General features: G+C 55.8%; 7 protein-coding genes. 4 read left to right on the top strand and 3 right to left on the bottom strand.

Annotated features, from left to right (window positions below):
• Position 1: 1 nt before the first annotated feature.
• Complete coding sequence (locus tag M2332_RS16250) at positions 2–1261, top strand: Y-family DNA polymerase (RefSeq protein WP_264575065.1); 1260 nt, start codon at positions 2–4, stop codon at positions 1259–1261.
• Between the two features lie 3 nt (positions 1262–1264).
• On the opposite strand, the gene M2332_RS16245 is transcribed toward M2332_RS16250, so the two are convergent.
• From M2332_RS16245 to M2332_RS16235, 3 genes are all read right to left on the bottom strand, one after another.
• On the bottom strand, positions 1265–1543 hold the full coding sequence (locus tag M2332_RS16245) for an addiction module antidote protein (RefSeq protein WP_264572446.1): 279 nt from the start codon (positions 1541–1543) through the stop codon (positions 1265–1267).
• Positions 1544–1545: 2 nt separating this feature from the next.
• Positions 1546–1830, bottom strand: a complete 285-nt coding sequence (locus M2332_RS16240) for a type II toxin-antitoxin system RelE/ParE family toxin (RefSeq protein WP_264572455.1) — start codon at positions 1828–1830, stop codon at positions 1546–1548.
• A gap of 111 nt (positions 1831–1941) precedes the next feature.
• On the bottom strand, positions 1942–4089 hold the full coding sequence (locus M2332_RS16235; RefSeq protein WP_264574996.1) for a ParB/RepB/Spo0J family partition protein: 2148 nt from the start codon (positions 4087–4089) through the stop codon (positions 1942–1944).
• A 587-nt stretch (positions 4090–4676) separates the two neighbouring features.
• Here M2332_RS16235 and M2332_RS16230 point away from each other — a divergent pair.
• The 3 genes from M2332_RS16230 to M2332_RS16220 all read left to right on the top strand — a co-directional run bounded on the left by M2332_RS16230 (position 4677) and on the right by M2332_RS16220 (position 15645).
• Entirely contained in the window at positions 4677–6851 is a 2175-nt protein-coding gene (locus M2332_RS16230; protein WP_319801499.1) for a type I secretion system permease/ATPase, read from the top strand.
• Positions 6848–8242: an HlyD family type I secretion periplasmic adaptor subunit gene (locus tag M2332_RS16225; protein WP_264574995.1), complete on the top strand. Its 1395-nt coding sequence runs from the start codon at positions 6848–6850 to the stop codon at positions 8240–8242. Before M2332_RS16230 ends, M2332_RS16225 begins: the two co-directional genes overlap by 4 nt.
• Positions 8243–8691: 449 nt before the next feature.
• Positions 8692–15645, top strand: a complete 6954-nt coding sequence (locus M2332_RS16220; RefSeq protein WP_264574994.1) for a beta strand repeat-containing protein — start codon at positions 8692–8694, stop codon at positions 15643–15645.
• Positions 15646–16109 lie beyond the last annotated feature (464 nt).

The following is a 16109-nucleotide window of genomic DNA, read 5'->3' as shown; positions in this document are numbered from 1 at the left end:
GATGTGGGCGATCCTCGATATCGAGAACTTCTATGTCAGCGCTGAGCGATTGTTCGATCCCAAACTGCGCAACGTGCCCGTCCTGGTGCTGTCGAACAATGACGGCTGCGCGGTCGCGCGGAGCGCTGAAGCCAAAGCTCTCCATATCAAAATGGGCGCGCCGGTCTTCCTGATCCGCGACAGGATCAAGCGGCATGGCATCGAGCTGCGCTCCTCCAATTACGAACTCTACAGCGACTTGAACCGGCGCTTCAACATGGTGATCGGGGAGTTTTCCGACACGGTGGAAATCTACTCCATCGACGAATCCTTCTTCAGGTTGCCGGTGCTACCAAACGGTCTTGGCGACGTTGCTACAGCGCATCGCGTGCGCGAAGCGGTCATGCGATCGGTCGGCTTGCCGACGCGGATCGGGCTTGGCCCGACACGCGCGCTGAGCAAGGTCGCCAATGCGCTGGCCAAGGCATCGGAGAAGGTATGGGGCGGCGTGGTCGATCTGCACGATGCAGAGCTGCGCAAGCGCCTGTTTGCGGCGTGGCCGGTCGAGGAGGTTTGGGGGATCGGGCCAGCGCTGGCCGCGCGGCTGCGTCCGCTGGGGGTAGCGACCGCTGCGGACCTTGCCGCGCTGCATCCTGACATTGCGCGAAGCGTGGGCACGGTCGTTCTCGAGCGCCTTGTCCTCGAACTCAATGGGATCGAATGCGAGGGCTTTCAGCCCGAGCCGGAGCCGTTGAAGGGGACCGCCGTAACGCGCTGCTTTGGCGAGCCGGTGAGCGATGCCACGACAATTCGCGAGGCGATGGCGCGGCGCGCAGTGCGCGCCGCCGAAAAAATCAGGGCGCAGGGCCTGGTTGCGATGCGGCTGATCGCGTTCATGCACGGGAGCCGGTTCAAGCCCAACGCACCATCGGCATCGCGCTCCGCGCGCCTGTCGCCAGCAACGAACGATCCTCGCGTGGTCGCGCGGGTTGCGGGGGCATTGTCCGACGCCATGTTCGCCAGTGGCTCGATTTATACCAAGTGCGGCGTGATGCTCGAAGGGCTTCACGCTGCTGACGCCATGCAAGGCGATCTCTTCGCTGCTGCCGATCCGAAAGCGGGCGAGCTGCTGGCCGCGCTGGATGGGCTGAACCGACGCTTCGGACGAAGCACGGTCCGCCTCGCGGCCGAGGGGCAGGGTGCGCGCAGCTATGACACCAAGCGCTCGATGAAAAGTCAGGCGTGGACGACGAGGATCGGCGAGGTTCCGATAGCTCGTTGACCTTCAAGCGGCCACAGCGAGACGGACGCCAATTGCCTTCATGATATCGAGAAGGCCCGCCAGTGAAGGATTTCCGCCTTCGCCAAGAGCCTTGTAAAGACCTGAGCGAGACATGCCTGCTTTCGCTGCAATGTCGCTCATGCCGCGCGCCTTTGCGACGTCGCTGATTGCTGCGACGATAAGGGCCGGGTCGCCCTCTTCAAAAGCCGCGTCCAGATAAGCGGCAATCGCGTCCTCGTTTGCAAGGAACTCGGTCGGATCCCAAATTGTCGTTTCAGCCATGTCTAAAACTCCTTCGCCAACTCAAGTGCGTCACGAATATCGCGTTTCTGCGATTTCTTGTCTCCGCCCGCCAACAGGATCACCAACACATCGCCCTTCTTGATGAAATAGACGCGATAGCCTGGCCCGAAATCGATCCGTAATTCACCAATGCCCTCAAAGAACTTGGCGTCTCCCAAATTGCCCATGGAAACACGGCGAATGCGAATTTCCACACGGGCGCGGGCATGATGATCGAGGCCACCTAGCCACTTTCGGAATTGCGCGGTCTGACGAACTTCGATCATGTGTCTACCATAGCGGACGGTTCGGATGGCTGCAAGTGAAATGTGCACTTTAGTGGAAAAAGGGCTCTTGCCTGTCCGAACGGGCGGGGGACTTTGCATCCCCCGCCGCCTTCAGGCCGCTTCGTCCAGCTCGGGTAGTTCGTCCTCATCCTCGGCGTCATCGAACGCCTCGGGTTCCTCGATCTGGACGGGGAGGGGAGGGATGGTCCCGGTTTCCATGAAGTCAGGGAGCCAGTTCACCGCCTCGGCAATATCGTCGGGATGCAAGCCGAGCAATTTGGCGTCCGCCTCGTCACAATTGGCGATCCGGGCACAGAAGGCGGCGGTTTCGCTGGCCTTCATGCCCTTTGCACGATCTGCCAGCCCCCAACTGTCGAGAAGGGCAAGGCGGGCTTTGTGGGAGAATTTGGCAAAGAACGCCTCGTCCAGATCAACGGCATCGCGCCAGCGTCCAAAGCCGGGTTCGTCCTCGATAGCGTTCGCCAGTTCGCAGACCATGCGGGGCGTGCGGCCATCGGAATAGACTGACGTTGTAGCCAGAAGCATATGGCCTGCGACCATCGCGGCGACCTTGTTCTTTTCAAGGCCGGGCAACGTGCGGAACAGCGCGAAGCCTTCGATTGGATCATGCGCCGTCACCCATGGCGATGCCGCCATCCCCTCCTTTGTGGTGAGCCATGCGGCCCGCTCGGGGCGGTCCTTCACAAGATCGTGGAGCTTGCTGCTGCCATTCTCGTCGTGGGGAAGGTCGTTGATACCCTGCTTCTCGCCGTTGAAATGCTCTGCGATGCCATAGCCCTTCTTGGCAGTCAGGATCGTGCGAGCCTGCGAGAACAGAAGAAAATCATAGGCAAGCGGCGAACCTACGGCAGCCGAGTGCATCAACTCGTCGCGGATCATGTCGCGGCGGATAAGCATCATGGCTTGCATATTGTCTTTCGACAGGCCGAAGCGCGCGCGCTCGGCTTCTGCCGGGCTGAGCGGTGCCTTGGAGCCGCGTTGCTCGGTGGCGCCCTTGGGAAGCTCTGCGCCTTTGGCGGCACGATCCGCGAACCACAGTTCAACGTCGAACGAGCCATCATTTTCGATGGATGCCACGCCCACCACGGCGCCCTTCTTGGGCAGGATGATGGGCCGCTGCCGGTCGAGGTCGTGCATGTCGGCGGTCAGCTTCTCATAAGCCTCTTCCTGATCGGGAAGCACTTCTTCGTCCTCGTCAATCATCGCGGCACGGCGGTACTCCATGCTGGCATAAATCTCCGCAAGGTCTTTAGGGAGGTCGCCACACTGGTAGGAACAAATGCGCAATTCATAATCCGTGGACACATAGCCATGCTGCTTGATCTGCGGCGGCGATGCGGCCCACGAGAATTGCAGGTCGGCAAGGCCCCACTTCTCGCCAAGCACACGGCCATTGCGCACGATCTTATGCTCGAACCGGTCCTTGTCGTCCGCCATGCGCTGCGCGGCCAGATCGCGGAGCAAATCGGGGTTCTGCACGATGCCCTCGCCCTCCTTGGCGAACAGGTCGGCCTCGAAAATCCCGCCCGCTTCGCGATAGGCTTCGATGCTTACATAGCGCAGCAACTTGGCTAGTTCATGGTCGCCCGAGTTCATCGCCTTGCGAATGGCGCTGGCGTTCTTCTGGTGGTCATAGGTCGCCTGCTCTTCCAACTGGCGATAGACGGCGATCTGCAAGGATTGGTCCTCGGTCGCGGCATAGGCCATGGCCTGCGCGTCGCTGAGTTCGCCAGCGCTGTAGAGGTCCATGATTTCCGGATGCAGGTTTGCAATGCGCATGATGCGGGCAGTTCGGGCCACGTCATAGCCAAACATCGCGCCAAGCTCTTCAAGGGTCGCCTCGGGGCGCTCGGCCCGGATCGCGGCAAAGCCTCGATATACGTCGGGGAGAGACATGGCTTCGCGCGCGCGGTTCTCGGCCATGCTGATTTCTGTGACTTTCGAGAGGTCATCGACCTTCATGCAGGGGAAAGTCAGCCCTTTGCGGCTCGGGTCGGCCTCTGCGAGTGCGGTCAACAAGCGGCGGCGGCGGTTTCCGGCAATCACTTCATAGCCGCCACCCTCGCGGTCGATAACGACCATTGGCTGAATGAGGCCAACGGAGAGAAGGGAAGCGGAAATTTCGGCATCGCTCGCCGCGCTCGAAGGCGTCTTGCGCACATTGCGTTCGCTCGGGTGAAGCTGGTCAACGGTGAGGTGCAGGATCGTTTGTTTGGCGGTCTTGCTGGTCTTGGTCATGTCTTTTTCCCTTTCCAATTGAGCCGAAGGCGATGGCTCGTGGGCCATCGGCTTCTGCCGAGTGGCGAACTGGGACGGGGAATTTGCATCGGCTCGTGCGGGGGGAGGGGGATCACCCGGCCTGCACGGAGCGTAGCGGAGGAAGGATGGGGATACCGCCCGCACGACCAAGCGGAGGCGCGGTAGCGCCGCAGACGGCCAGGCCGTAGCAAAGGGGGCAGGAACAGGCCCCGCAACGCGCGCAGCGCCTTCAGGACGGCCGCAGGAGCGGCCCTAGCGTGTCGCCGGCATTGTCCGGCGCGCGCACAGCGGATTTTCGGGCAACAGGACCACGGACCGCAGTGCTGACACCATGAGCTGGCACAGGGAACGAGTTGAAGCGTACTCCTCCACAATGAATCAAATTTACATTGCGCCCGCGTCACGGTGAGGCGACTTGTCTTGAGGAGTTTCCTAAATGCAAGCGGACAATTTACCTTTGATCTAAAAACTGCACTTGCAATTGGCTTATTAGACGCTTTTTATACAATTCCGGATCGTTAGGATAAAGCAGATGTCGTAATAATGACTCGCCTTCCTCTCGATCTTTGAAGGAATACACATCGTGGGGCGGTTCGATAGTGGGGGAAAGCAAAAACAATTCTCGTGGCGAAAATGATCTTTCTGCCTTTGCAACTCTTCTCGCCTTTCACCGGATTGCCGTGGAGCCTGGTCAACTGCGGCATGACCTCGGGCATCAAGATGCCATAAGCGCGAACGATTTGCTGCGCCTCACGAAACGCATGGGTGATGTCCGCGCACGGCGAGTTGAGGCGAGATGGGACGCCCTTGTATCGCTGCCATTGCCTGCGCTCGCTAACGGCCTGGATGGCTGGTTCGTGCTCGGCCGCGTCGGTGCAGATCGGGCGCTGATCCAGTGGCCGGGACAAGCGCCTGAAGCCGTATCGCGGGACAGAATGGACGCGATCTGGTCGGGCGAACTGCTGCTGCTCACCACCCGCGAAAGCGTTACGGGTCATGCAGGCAAGTTCGACGTGTCTTGGTTCATTCCACAGATTGTCAAATATCGCAGACTCATTGGTGAAGTGCTGCTGGTCTCGCTAGCACTCAATCTTCTTGGGTTAGCCTCGCCGCTCTTCTTTCAAAACATCATTGATAAGGTGCTTGTCCACAACACATTGGCAACATTGCAAGTACTCGCTTTTGGTTTTGTCGCCGTCAGCATCTGGGAGGTAGCCTTGGGCTGGATCCGTACACGGCTCTATTCACAGACCTGCCAAAGGATCGACGTCGAGCTGGGCGCGAAGCTCTTCCGGCATATGCTCAGCCTGCCGCTCTCCTATTTCGAGAACAGGCGCGTGGGCGACACGGCGACGCGCGTGCGGCAACTCGAAACAATCCGCGAGTTCCTCACCAATGCGTCAATGTCGGTGCTGATTGATCCGCTGTTCGTGATCGTGTTCCTCGTCGCCATGTGGATTTACTCTTCCACCCTGTTTTGGATCACGATGGTGACGCTACCTGCTTATATTATAGTGGCGGCTCTACTCACCAAACCAATCCGTTCACGCATCGACGAAAAATTCGAAAGGGGAGCCGCAAACAATGCGCTGCTGATCGAGAGTATTGGGGGCATACAGACGGTCAAGGCTTCCGCCGTCGAACCGCAATGGCAGGACCGCTGGGAGCGACAGCTTGCCGGATACAGCGCGGCCAATCAGCAAGTCATCAATCTCGGCAATACCGGTTCGCAAGCGATCCAGCTCATCTCCAAGATTAATTTGGCGGCAATCCTTTATTTTGGCGCGATGGCAGTGATTGCCGGCGATATGACCGTGGGTGGTCTGGTCGCTTTTAACATGTTTGCCCAGCGCGTCTCGGGGCCTGTGATCCGCATGGCGCAGCTATGGCAAGAGTTCCAGCAGGTGCGTATTGCGGTCGACCGCTTGGGTGATGTCCTCAATCAGCCCACCGAGCCCGGCACGGGCAGCCGCTCGGCTCTACCCGCTTTGCACGGCCATATCCTCTTCGAGGAGGTGAAGTTCCGCTATGGTCATGAGGGACCATGGACATTGGAAGACATCAGCATTGAACTGCAGCCGGGTGCGACGCTCGGTATCGTCGGCTCTTCGGGGTCCGGGAAGTCAACGATGACTAAATTGCTCCAGCGACTCTACACGCCCGCCTCTGGGCGAATATTGATTGATGGCGTCGATATTGGCCAAATTGACCCGGCGTGGCTGCGACGGCAGATCGGCGTGGTGTTGCAGGAAAACCTCCTGTTCAATCGCTCGATCCGCGACAATATCGCCCTCGCAAATCCGGCGATGCCACTAGAGCAGGTGATGGCCGCAGCCCAGCTTGCCGGTGCGCATGAATTTATCGTCCAGCTTGCCCAAGGCTATGATACGATCGTCGAGGAGCGCGGCGTCAACCTATCGGGCGGACAACGTCAACGGCTTGCCATCGCGCGTGCGCTCGTTACCCAACCGCGAATTTTGATCCTCGACGAAGCCACCAGTGCGCTCGACGCGGAGAGTGAAACAATCATCCAGCGCAACCTCAAAGCCATGGCGCAAGGGCGCACCGTGCTAATCATAGCTCATCGCCTGTCAGCCATTCGCCAGTGCGAGCAGGTCATTGCTCTTGAAAAGGGCCATATCGTCGAGCGCGGTAGCCACGAAGAATTGCTACGAAAGGGCGGACGATATGCCGATCTGTACGCTCAGCAAATGGGCATCGCCGAAGGAAAGGCGACATGAACGCGTTCGCACGCCATTGGGCGATTGCCAAAGCGGCGCTGGCGGATGACAGGGAGCGAGTGAAGGCTAAGGTCGAAGCAACGCAGCCTAGTTTTCTTCCGGCGGCCCTCGAGATCATCGAGACGCCGATATCGCCCACGGCGCGAATGACCGCATGGTTGATGCTGGGCGGCTTGTCGCTCAGCTTACTCTGGGCCTTTTTCGGCAAAGTAGATGTGGTGGCCTCTGCTTCTGGCAAGCTAATCCCCGCCGACAATGTCAAGCTGGTTCAGCCCGCCGAGGCAGGCATCGTGCGGGCCATATTGGTCAGGGACGGGCAGCAAGTCAAAAAGGGCCAAGTGCTGATCGAGTTTGATCCCACCGTATCGGGCGCGGAGAATGCACAGGCAGCTAGCGCGTTGCAGACGGCAAAGCTCGATGCTGCGCGGGCGCAAGCAATCCTCTCTGCCCTTAACGGAAAGGGACTAGCATTTCATCCCCCTCAAGGCACTCCAGCTGACGTTACTCAAACGCAACGCCAGCTCGCCAGGAGCGAACTCGAAGCGCTACTTGCCGGAACCTCGGGCAAGCTCGCCGACGTGCAAGCCGCTAGAGCGGCTCGCGACGAAGCCTTAACGCAAGCCGCTAAACTCACCGAAACACTTCCCCTTATCGACCAGCAGTTGGAAGCGCAGGAAGCGCTGCTCGCTAATGGCTACGCGTCGAAACTCAAAGTAATCGAACTGCGCCGCCAGCGCTTGGCGACAGCACGAGACCGCGATGCTGCACTACAGACCGCTACCCGCATGGGCGCTATGCTTTCCGGAGCTGGTAACACCAGCGCTCAGGCCAAGGCAGAAGCGCGCGTCAAGGTGCTCGGCGATCTCGCTAAGGCACAAGCGGAGATCAGCTTGCGCGAGGAGGAACTGATCAAGAGCCACCAGCGCGACAGTCTTCAGCGCCTCGCGGCTCCCGTCAATGGAACGGTTGCGCAGCTCACCGTTCACACCATCGGCGGGGTGGTCGAAGCGACCAAGCCAATCATGGTGATTGTGCCAAATGGCGGATCGTTGGTGGCCGAGGTCAAGCTACTAAACAAGGACGCTGGATTCGTGCGCGCCGGTCAGCCCGTCGAGGTAAAGCTCGAAGCCTTCCCGTTCACCCGCTATGGCACCGTGTCCGGCCGTGTTGAAAGCGTGGGATCTGACGCCGTGCCGGACGATAGGCTCGGTCTTGTCTACACCGCACGCATTACGCTCGACCGCGCGACGATCGCGGGTAACGGCATTTCCGCCCCGCTCACTCCAGGCCTCGCCGCGACTGCCGACATCCGGACCGGCCGCCGCTCCATCATCAGTTATCTCGTCAGTCCAATTGACGAGACTGCGCAGGAGGCAGGGCGAGAAAGATAAGGATCTCGATAAAGCTGCGCGGACCGTCCCAATATTAATATTTCCTCTGCAAATCTTGCGAGAATGTTTTATGAGAAATATTAGCAAAACATACAAATCATCAATTCTAGTTTATATATGCATAACCGTGATGTTGTTGTATATTGACCTGAACTATGCCTATGATTTTCTTCATAGATTCTCGATAATCACAATAGCAGTTATATTTTTCCAATTCAAAATATTTAGATCTTATAAGTTCAGAAGCACAGTGATCACTTGGTTCGCATTTACGTTTCAAGTATTATTTCTTTACTTATGGGTTAGAATGGACCCAAATTTATTGTTCTTAGGTGATTATTTATCAATTAAGAATATTATAGCTAAATTAGCTATTGCTGTAACTTTTTCCACTATCCAATTTGTTATCCCTCTAATACTCGGCACCAAAAAAGATATGGAGACTAGAAATGCCTCAGGATCCTAATGCTGATTACGAACTGCCGATATGGGGAGAAGTTGGAGATGCCTTGAAAGGGATTGGCGAGTACCTTTCTCTTAGCCCCCACCCAGAAATACGGAATTGGGGCCGATATTGTGAGGCGGTAGGCGATTCGATTTCATCAAGTGACCAGGCAGCCGACGCTGCTATCGCTTACGGTACCGGTTCAAAATCAGCACTTGAGATAGCGGGAGGTATAGCGGGTGGCTTATTGGGAGCTGCAATCCCTGCTGCTGCGCTGAATACTTTATTAGGGGCTGGAGCATTCACTCTTCTGATTGGTGAGGCTCCTCTTATAGTGGGTATTGGCGTTGTAGTGGCTGTCTCATGGGGTCTCAGCTGGGCTTTTTCCGAAATGGGGGAAGCGGTTGGAAAATGGCTTAATGACAGCCTGAACGATCTGCTGAACAATTTAATGTCCGATCCACTGGTTCTGGACTTGGATGGCGACGGCCTTGAACTGACATCTCTCGGTTCCAGCACTACGATGTTTGACATCGACGACGACGGATCGTTGGAGCACGTTGGATGGGTGAACGCCCATGACGGGCTCTTGGTTTATGACGCTAATCAGAATGGAATCGCTGATGGCGTCGGTGAACTTTTTGGTAGCGCTCATGTCGATGGTTTCGATGAACTCAAGACTATCAACGCTAATGGCGACAACAAGATCGATGCTCTCGATCCAGCTTTCGCAAATCTATTAGTGTGGAAAGATATCAACGCTGACGGTGTTTCCACCGCGGGTGAAATGCTAACCATGGCGCAGGCGGGCATCGCTAGCCTCAACCTATCCTATTCGACTTCCGGAACGACTGTCGGCGGAAACAAGATCGCGCGTTTGGGCTCCTATACCCGGACTGTAGGTGGTCAGCGGCAGATGGGAAGCATCTGGTTTGGTATCGATGAGACCACACAGCGACCCACCGTCCCAGCAAATGCCGATTTGACTGACTTGAATGCATTGCCAAACCTCGGAGCATCTGGGGCTGTTCCTTCGTTAAGAAGCGCAATGTATATTGATCCTTTACTTAAGGAAATGGTCGACAATCTAGTTACCGATGCTCATGAATTTGAGACATTTAAGGATTTTTGTGAAGGCGGCTTTCTTGATGTTATATATCGTTGGGCAGGTGTCGACCCAGATACTCCAGGAGCAACAACCCAATCGCTGCACGAAGCCGTTATAAAGGCCTTCACCGGGAGACCGCTCCAGGACCTCAATGGCCACCAGAAAGAGCGAGTCAATGAGGTATGGGACAGCTTAGTAGGCCAACTGGGTGCCGCATTCCTAGTTCAGGCTTCGGCATACGCCTCCACCCAACCCTGGCTGGCATTTTCGGAAGCCGTGGGTGCACTTGACGTTGATGACCCAGCTTTCGCATCAAATGTCGAAGGTTTAGTGGATAATGCGATTACACAAAATTCCAACGCCGTTCCAGCCTACGCCTATCTCAAAAAATATTCTGGCCTTCAGTTCGACACGACAACAGGCGAAATAACTGGAGACTTTGACGCTTTCGCGGCTGAATTTATCAAAAATCAACCGTCGATCATGACACTTTTTTCGTCGGGGTCCGCTCCCCGTCCTCTCGATACGAGCGGGATGGTGCCCCTTTCGATCGTCATAGATGGTAATAATGACGGGCTGGAGGACGAGCCTGAAGAAAATTTGCACCCATGGACCAAGTGGTACAACGATCAGGGCAAGGAACTGTTTTACATTGCCCAAGCGATGGGCCTAGGTTCGGATTATGTTTTAAACGTTACCGGTTGGCGTTGGCTGACGAGTAGTGCCGCCGATGTCAAGGGGACGGAGGGCAACGACGTTTTGAGCGAGGTCGTGTCGACCTATGCGATTTCCCTTGTCACTGCCACTTCGGATGGCGGTAGTTCGCGTCAGAACCAGACAAAAACAACTCGTGATCAGCGCCTCTATGGATTTGCGGGCGCCGACGAATTGCGGGGCAACGATGGTGCCGACAGGCTCGTGGGTGGTACAGGCAACGATTTGCTTCTGGGTGGTAGCGGAAGCGATATGTATCTTTATGCTGCCGGCGACGGCCTTGACCGTATAACTGAAGAAAGCGGCTCGGATGATACTATATATTTTTCAAGTGAGCTACATTCTTCCGCTTTAAAAGTTGAAAGATTCGGCACAACATATGATCTTCTTATACATTTTGGAAATACGTCGGAAGGCATCATTCTCACCAATCAGATAAACATGGGAAACTCTGCTGTAGAACACTTTAATTTCTCCGGTGAAACTCCGCTCGACGCTGGAGACATCGCCACTATCTACTTAAGAACCTTGAGCACCGAGAATGCTGACACATTCACAGGCACTAAGGCCGGAGAGAGAATGTATGGCCTTGGTGGGAACGATACCCTGTCCGGTTGGGATGGTAACGACCAAATTTTCGGCGGCGATGGAAATGACATTCTTAGAGGTGACAACGGCAATGACGAGTTAAACGGCGGTGAAGGTAATGACGATCTCAACGGCGGCGAGGGCTCCGATGTTCTCATTGGTGGCCACGGCAACGACACTTTCAGCGAAGTTGGCCTCAACGGCGACGACACCTATGTCTGGAATCTTGGAGACGGCGACGACGTTATCACCGGCGGGAATTGGAACGATGGCTACAATACCATCCGGTTTGGTGCTGGGATCACCGCAGGGGATTTGCGCTACGCCTATGCCAACGGCGGCGCGGGTCTAACGATCAGCGTTGCCAACCAACCCGGGTCAATCACCATATGGAACCAGCTTTCCAGAGGCGCTGACGAACTCATCGATCGGATCCAGTTGGCCGACGGCACAGTGCTCTCGCGCGCGATGTTCGAGCATGCCGCGACCTCCCAACTCGCCACGCCAGGCAATGACACGCTTTGGGGAAGTGAGCTGGGACAAACTATCGACGGCGGCGATGGCGACGACACCATCAATGCCCGTGGCGGGAATGACATCATTATTGGCGGCCGTGGCAACGACACTTTCAGCGAAGGTGGCAGCAACGGCGACGACACCTATGTCTGGAATCTCGGAGATGGCGACGATGTTATCAGCGGCGGTGATTGGAACGATGGCTACAATACCATCCAGTTTGGTGCTGGGATCACCGCAGGGGATTTGCGCTACGCCTATGCCAACGGCGGCGCGGGTCTAACGATCAGCGTTGCCAACCAACCCGGGTCAATCACCATATGGAACCAGCTTTCCAGAGGCGCTGACGAACTCATCGATCGGATCCAGTTGGCCGACGGCACAGTGCTCTCGCGCGCGATGTTCGAGCATGCCGCGACCTCCCAACTCGCCACGCCAGGCAATGACACGCTTTGGGGAAGTGAGCTGGGACAAACTATCGACGGCGGCGATGGCGACGACACCATCAATGCCCGTGGCGGGAATGACATCATTATTGGCGGCCGTGGCAACGACACTTTCAGCGAAGGTGGCAGCAACGGCGACGACACCTATGTCTGGAATCTCGGAGATGGCGACGATGTTATCAGCGGCGGTGATTGGAACGATGGCTACAATACCATCCAGTTTGGTGCTGGGATCACCGCAGGGGATTTGCGCTACGCCTATGCCAACGGCGGCGCGAGCCTGACGATCAGCGTTGCCGACCAACCTGGGTCGATCACAATATTGAACCAGCTTTCCAGAGACCCGGACGAACTCATAGATCGAATCCAATTTGCAGACGGTACGGCGCTCTCGCGCGCGATGTTCGAACAAGCCGCAGTCTCGCAACTCGCTACATCTGGCAATGACGTGCTTTGGGGCAGCGCGCTGAGCCAAACCATCGACGGCGGTGAGGGCGATGACACCATTTATGCCCGTGGCGGGAATGACATCATTAAAGTCGGTTATAATGCAGGCCATGATTCCGTTGACGGTGGAGCAGGGACGGACACAATCCAAGCGCTTTATGACGGCACGATCATAGGGCTGAGTTATATAGCCGGGGTGGAGACAATTACGGCAGACGGCCATTCCGGCGTTTACATTCAAGGATCCACAAACGCCGATGTTCTCAATTTCGGCGGAATCAACCTGATCGCCATAGAAAAGATCGACGGCGGGGCTGGCAACGATACCGTATCCGGTTCTGCTGGTAGTGACATCATTTGGGGGGGGGCCGGAAATGATATCCTCAAAGGCAACGCGGGGGATGATCTGTTTTGCGTGACTGGTTCCGGCGATGGATTCGATTCCGTTGATGGAGGGACCGGCAATGACATAATTGCGGCTCAAGCGCACAACACGGTGATTGGACTATCGTCGATAACTGCTGTTGAAACGATCAGCGCCAACGGTTTTGCCAATGTAGTCATTGCGGGGTCAGGCAATGCCGACACGCTGAACTTCTCCAGTGTCATTTTGTCAGGCATTACCAGCATTGACGGCGGCAATGGGAATGACGTGATCACAGGCTCAGCCAGCGAAGATATAATGATCGGATCCGGTGGCGACGATGTCTTATCCGGGAATGATGGGAACGATTTTTTTCAGTATGCCGGTAATCTCAATGGCTTCGACACCGTCGATGGCGGCAACGGCCTCGACATAGTTTCGGCATTGGCTGATGATACCGTCATCGGCTTGAAAACATTCGCGAACCTCGAGATGATAACCGGAGGTGCATTCCAAAATGTCACTATTGCGGGTTCATCAATTGCCGACATTTGGAACTTCGGAGCTCTAACACTCTCAGGAATCGCAAAGATCGACGGTGGTTTGGGCAACGACTCGATAACCGGCTCTGCAGGGAGCGATACATTACGGGGTTCGGAAGGGGATGATGTTCTATCCGGCGGCGACGGCGACGACATTTTTCAATATACGGGAGCGACCGGCGGTTTCGATATGGTCGACGGGGGCATAGGTAACGATAGCCTTCAGGCGTTGGCCAGCGGCACGACAATCGGCCTGAAATCGCTCACCGGAATAGAGTCGATTAATGCGAACGGCTTTACCGGAGTTACCATCATGGGCTCCTCCGTTGCCGACACACTTGATTTTACTGCCGTAGCCTTGAACGGAATTGTGAGCATCGATGGCGGAGCTGGCAATGACGCTATTACAGGCTCGTCTGGGAATGATGTCATTTTAGGTTCGGCCGGAAATGATATTCTGTCTGGAGGTGATGGCGATGATTTAATAAGCGGAGGCGCGGGTAACGACGTCATCGATGGAGGTAACGGCACAGACACCGCCAACTATTCCACAAACACGGCTACCCAGACCATCAATCTGGCACTTACCGGCGCGCAGACTATATCGTCGGGTGATATCGACACCATCCTTAACGTGGAAAATGTTATCGGTGGGTCCGGCGCTGATACAATTGCTGGCAATGCTGCAGCCAACGTACTTGAAGGTCGTGCAGGTAATGACACGATCAACGGTGGCGCCGGTGACGACAGTCTATTTGGGGGTGACGGCAATGATACGCTTATCGGTGGAGCAGATAATGACATCATTGACGGTGGCAACGGGATTGACACCATAAGCTATGCATCAAACTCAGTGGCGCAGAGCATCAATTTGTCGATTACGACGGCACAAACGATATCAGTTGGGGACATCGATACTATCCTCAATATCGAAAACGTCGTTGGCGGTACCGGCGCAGACGTGATTATCGGTGATGGGATGGCCAATAGCCTTGATGGCGGTGCTGGCAATGACACCATCTCTGGTGCTGGGGGGAATGATACCCTTCTCGGTAATGATGGCGACGATCTATTGGTTGGCGGCGCTGGAAACGATGTCATCAATGGCGGTAGCGGAGTCGACACCGTCGATTATTCCTATGCAACCAGCGCACAATCGATCAACCTAAGCACAACTACCGCACAAACGATATCGAGCGGTGATGTTGACACTATCAGCAACGTCGAGAACGTTATCGGTGGCTCCGGCAGCGACACGATCACCGGGAGTTCTGGAGACAATATTCTCGATGGCGGAGATGGTGACGACCGCCTTAAAGGGGGGACGGGCAATGATACTATCATTGGCGGAACCGGGACCAATGACGTTGCTATATTTGCGGGGACTCAGGCGAGCTACACCATTTCTACTGTTAATGGTGCTATCACGATTACTGACAATCAACCCTCGGTCGATGGAAATGATGGCGTGGACACCGTTAGCGGTATTGAGAACATTGAGTTCAAGGGTGGCATACGGATTGGCATATCGTCACCGATTGTCCTCGACTTGGATGGTGATGGCGTTGAACTAGTCTCATTGAATGCATCAAAGACCAAGTTCGATTGGGAAGGTGACGGCAAATCCAACAGGACCGGTTGGGTTGGCAAGGACGATGGCCTGCTCGTCTATGACCGCAATCATGATGGCAAGGTCACCGACGCGGAAGAACTGAGCTTTGTCAATGACAAACCGGGCGCCAAGTCGGACCTTGATGGTTTGTCTTCATTCGACACCAACAATGACGGAATGTTTTCCAATGCGGACGAGGCATTTGGAGACTTTCGGATCTGGCGAGATAAGAACAGTAATGGTCGTAGCGATAGCGGCGAGCTCCTGAGTCTAGCTGACGCGGGCGTCGCGTCGATCACTCTAGCTGGCGAAGCGGTGAACAAGACTTGGGATTGGTCAGATAATATCACGATCAACACGGGTATGTTCACCAAAACAGATGGCAGCACTGCGGCATTGAGCGACGTCGCGCTCAACTATTCTACTCAAAAGCCTAGTTCTCGGTCCGCTGGGGGTGGTCGACGAGAGCAAAGTGTAACGGAAACCGCTCGCGCAGCTAATCAACTGGCGGAAGCCATCGCGGCATTCGCCGGTAATGAAGGTGGAGACACACTTATGGTCCACGACTTGATGGATAGAAAAGATGCAATCTTTGCGGTTGTGAGCCGGAGTGTATTCTAAGTTGCATCATGAATTGCGGACGCTGTCCTAAGACAGCGTCCGCAGCCAACGTAAGTGATAAAGTATGTCGAACGGTTTATTTCGACTCTTATCACTAGACAATCGAGGGTATTGGCTAAGTTGGACTTCCGCTGCGCCTAGGGCCCGTGGAATGCAGCCCCCAGGCCGATATATACAGAACAGTTCCCCGCATTTAGGCGTAGAAACTAGGCCGTGTGCTCATAAATTGAAAAGACTGGGTTGGTCGCCGTCATCGAGTGGACAGGCTTGCGCTTCGTGCGCAAAGTGAAGACATGAAAAAGCTGGCTGCAATCTATGAACGGAAGGGGAGGCTGTTTGTGACAGCGTCTCACCAGACGAAAGCTGGGTTTTGGATCGACGATGAGCACGTTGCCTGCCTCAACCAGCCTACGCATGATGAGCTGGGCCGCGCCATCGAAATGGCTTTGGATCGCTCGCAGAAT

It is taken from the genome of Sphingobium sp. B11D3A, assembly GCF_025961695.1.
Taxonomy (GTDB): domain Bacteria; phylum Pseudomonadota; class Alphaproteobacteria; order Sphingomonadales; family Sphingomonadaceae; genus Sphingobium.
Note: the sequence above shows the minus strand (reverse complement) of the source record. Positions and strands in the feature narration are given on the sequence as shown.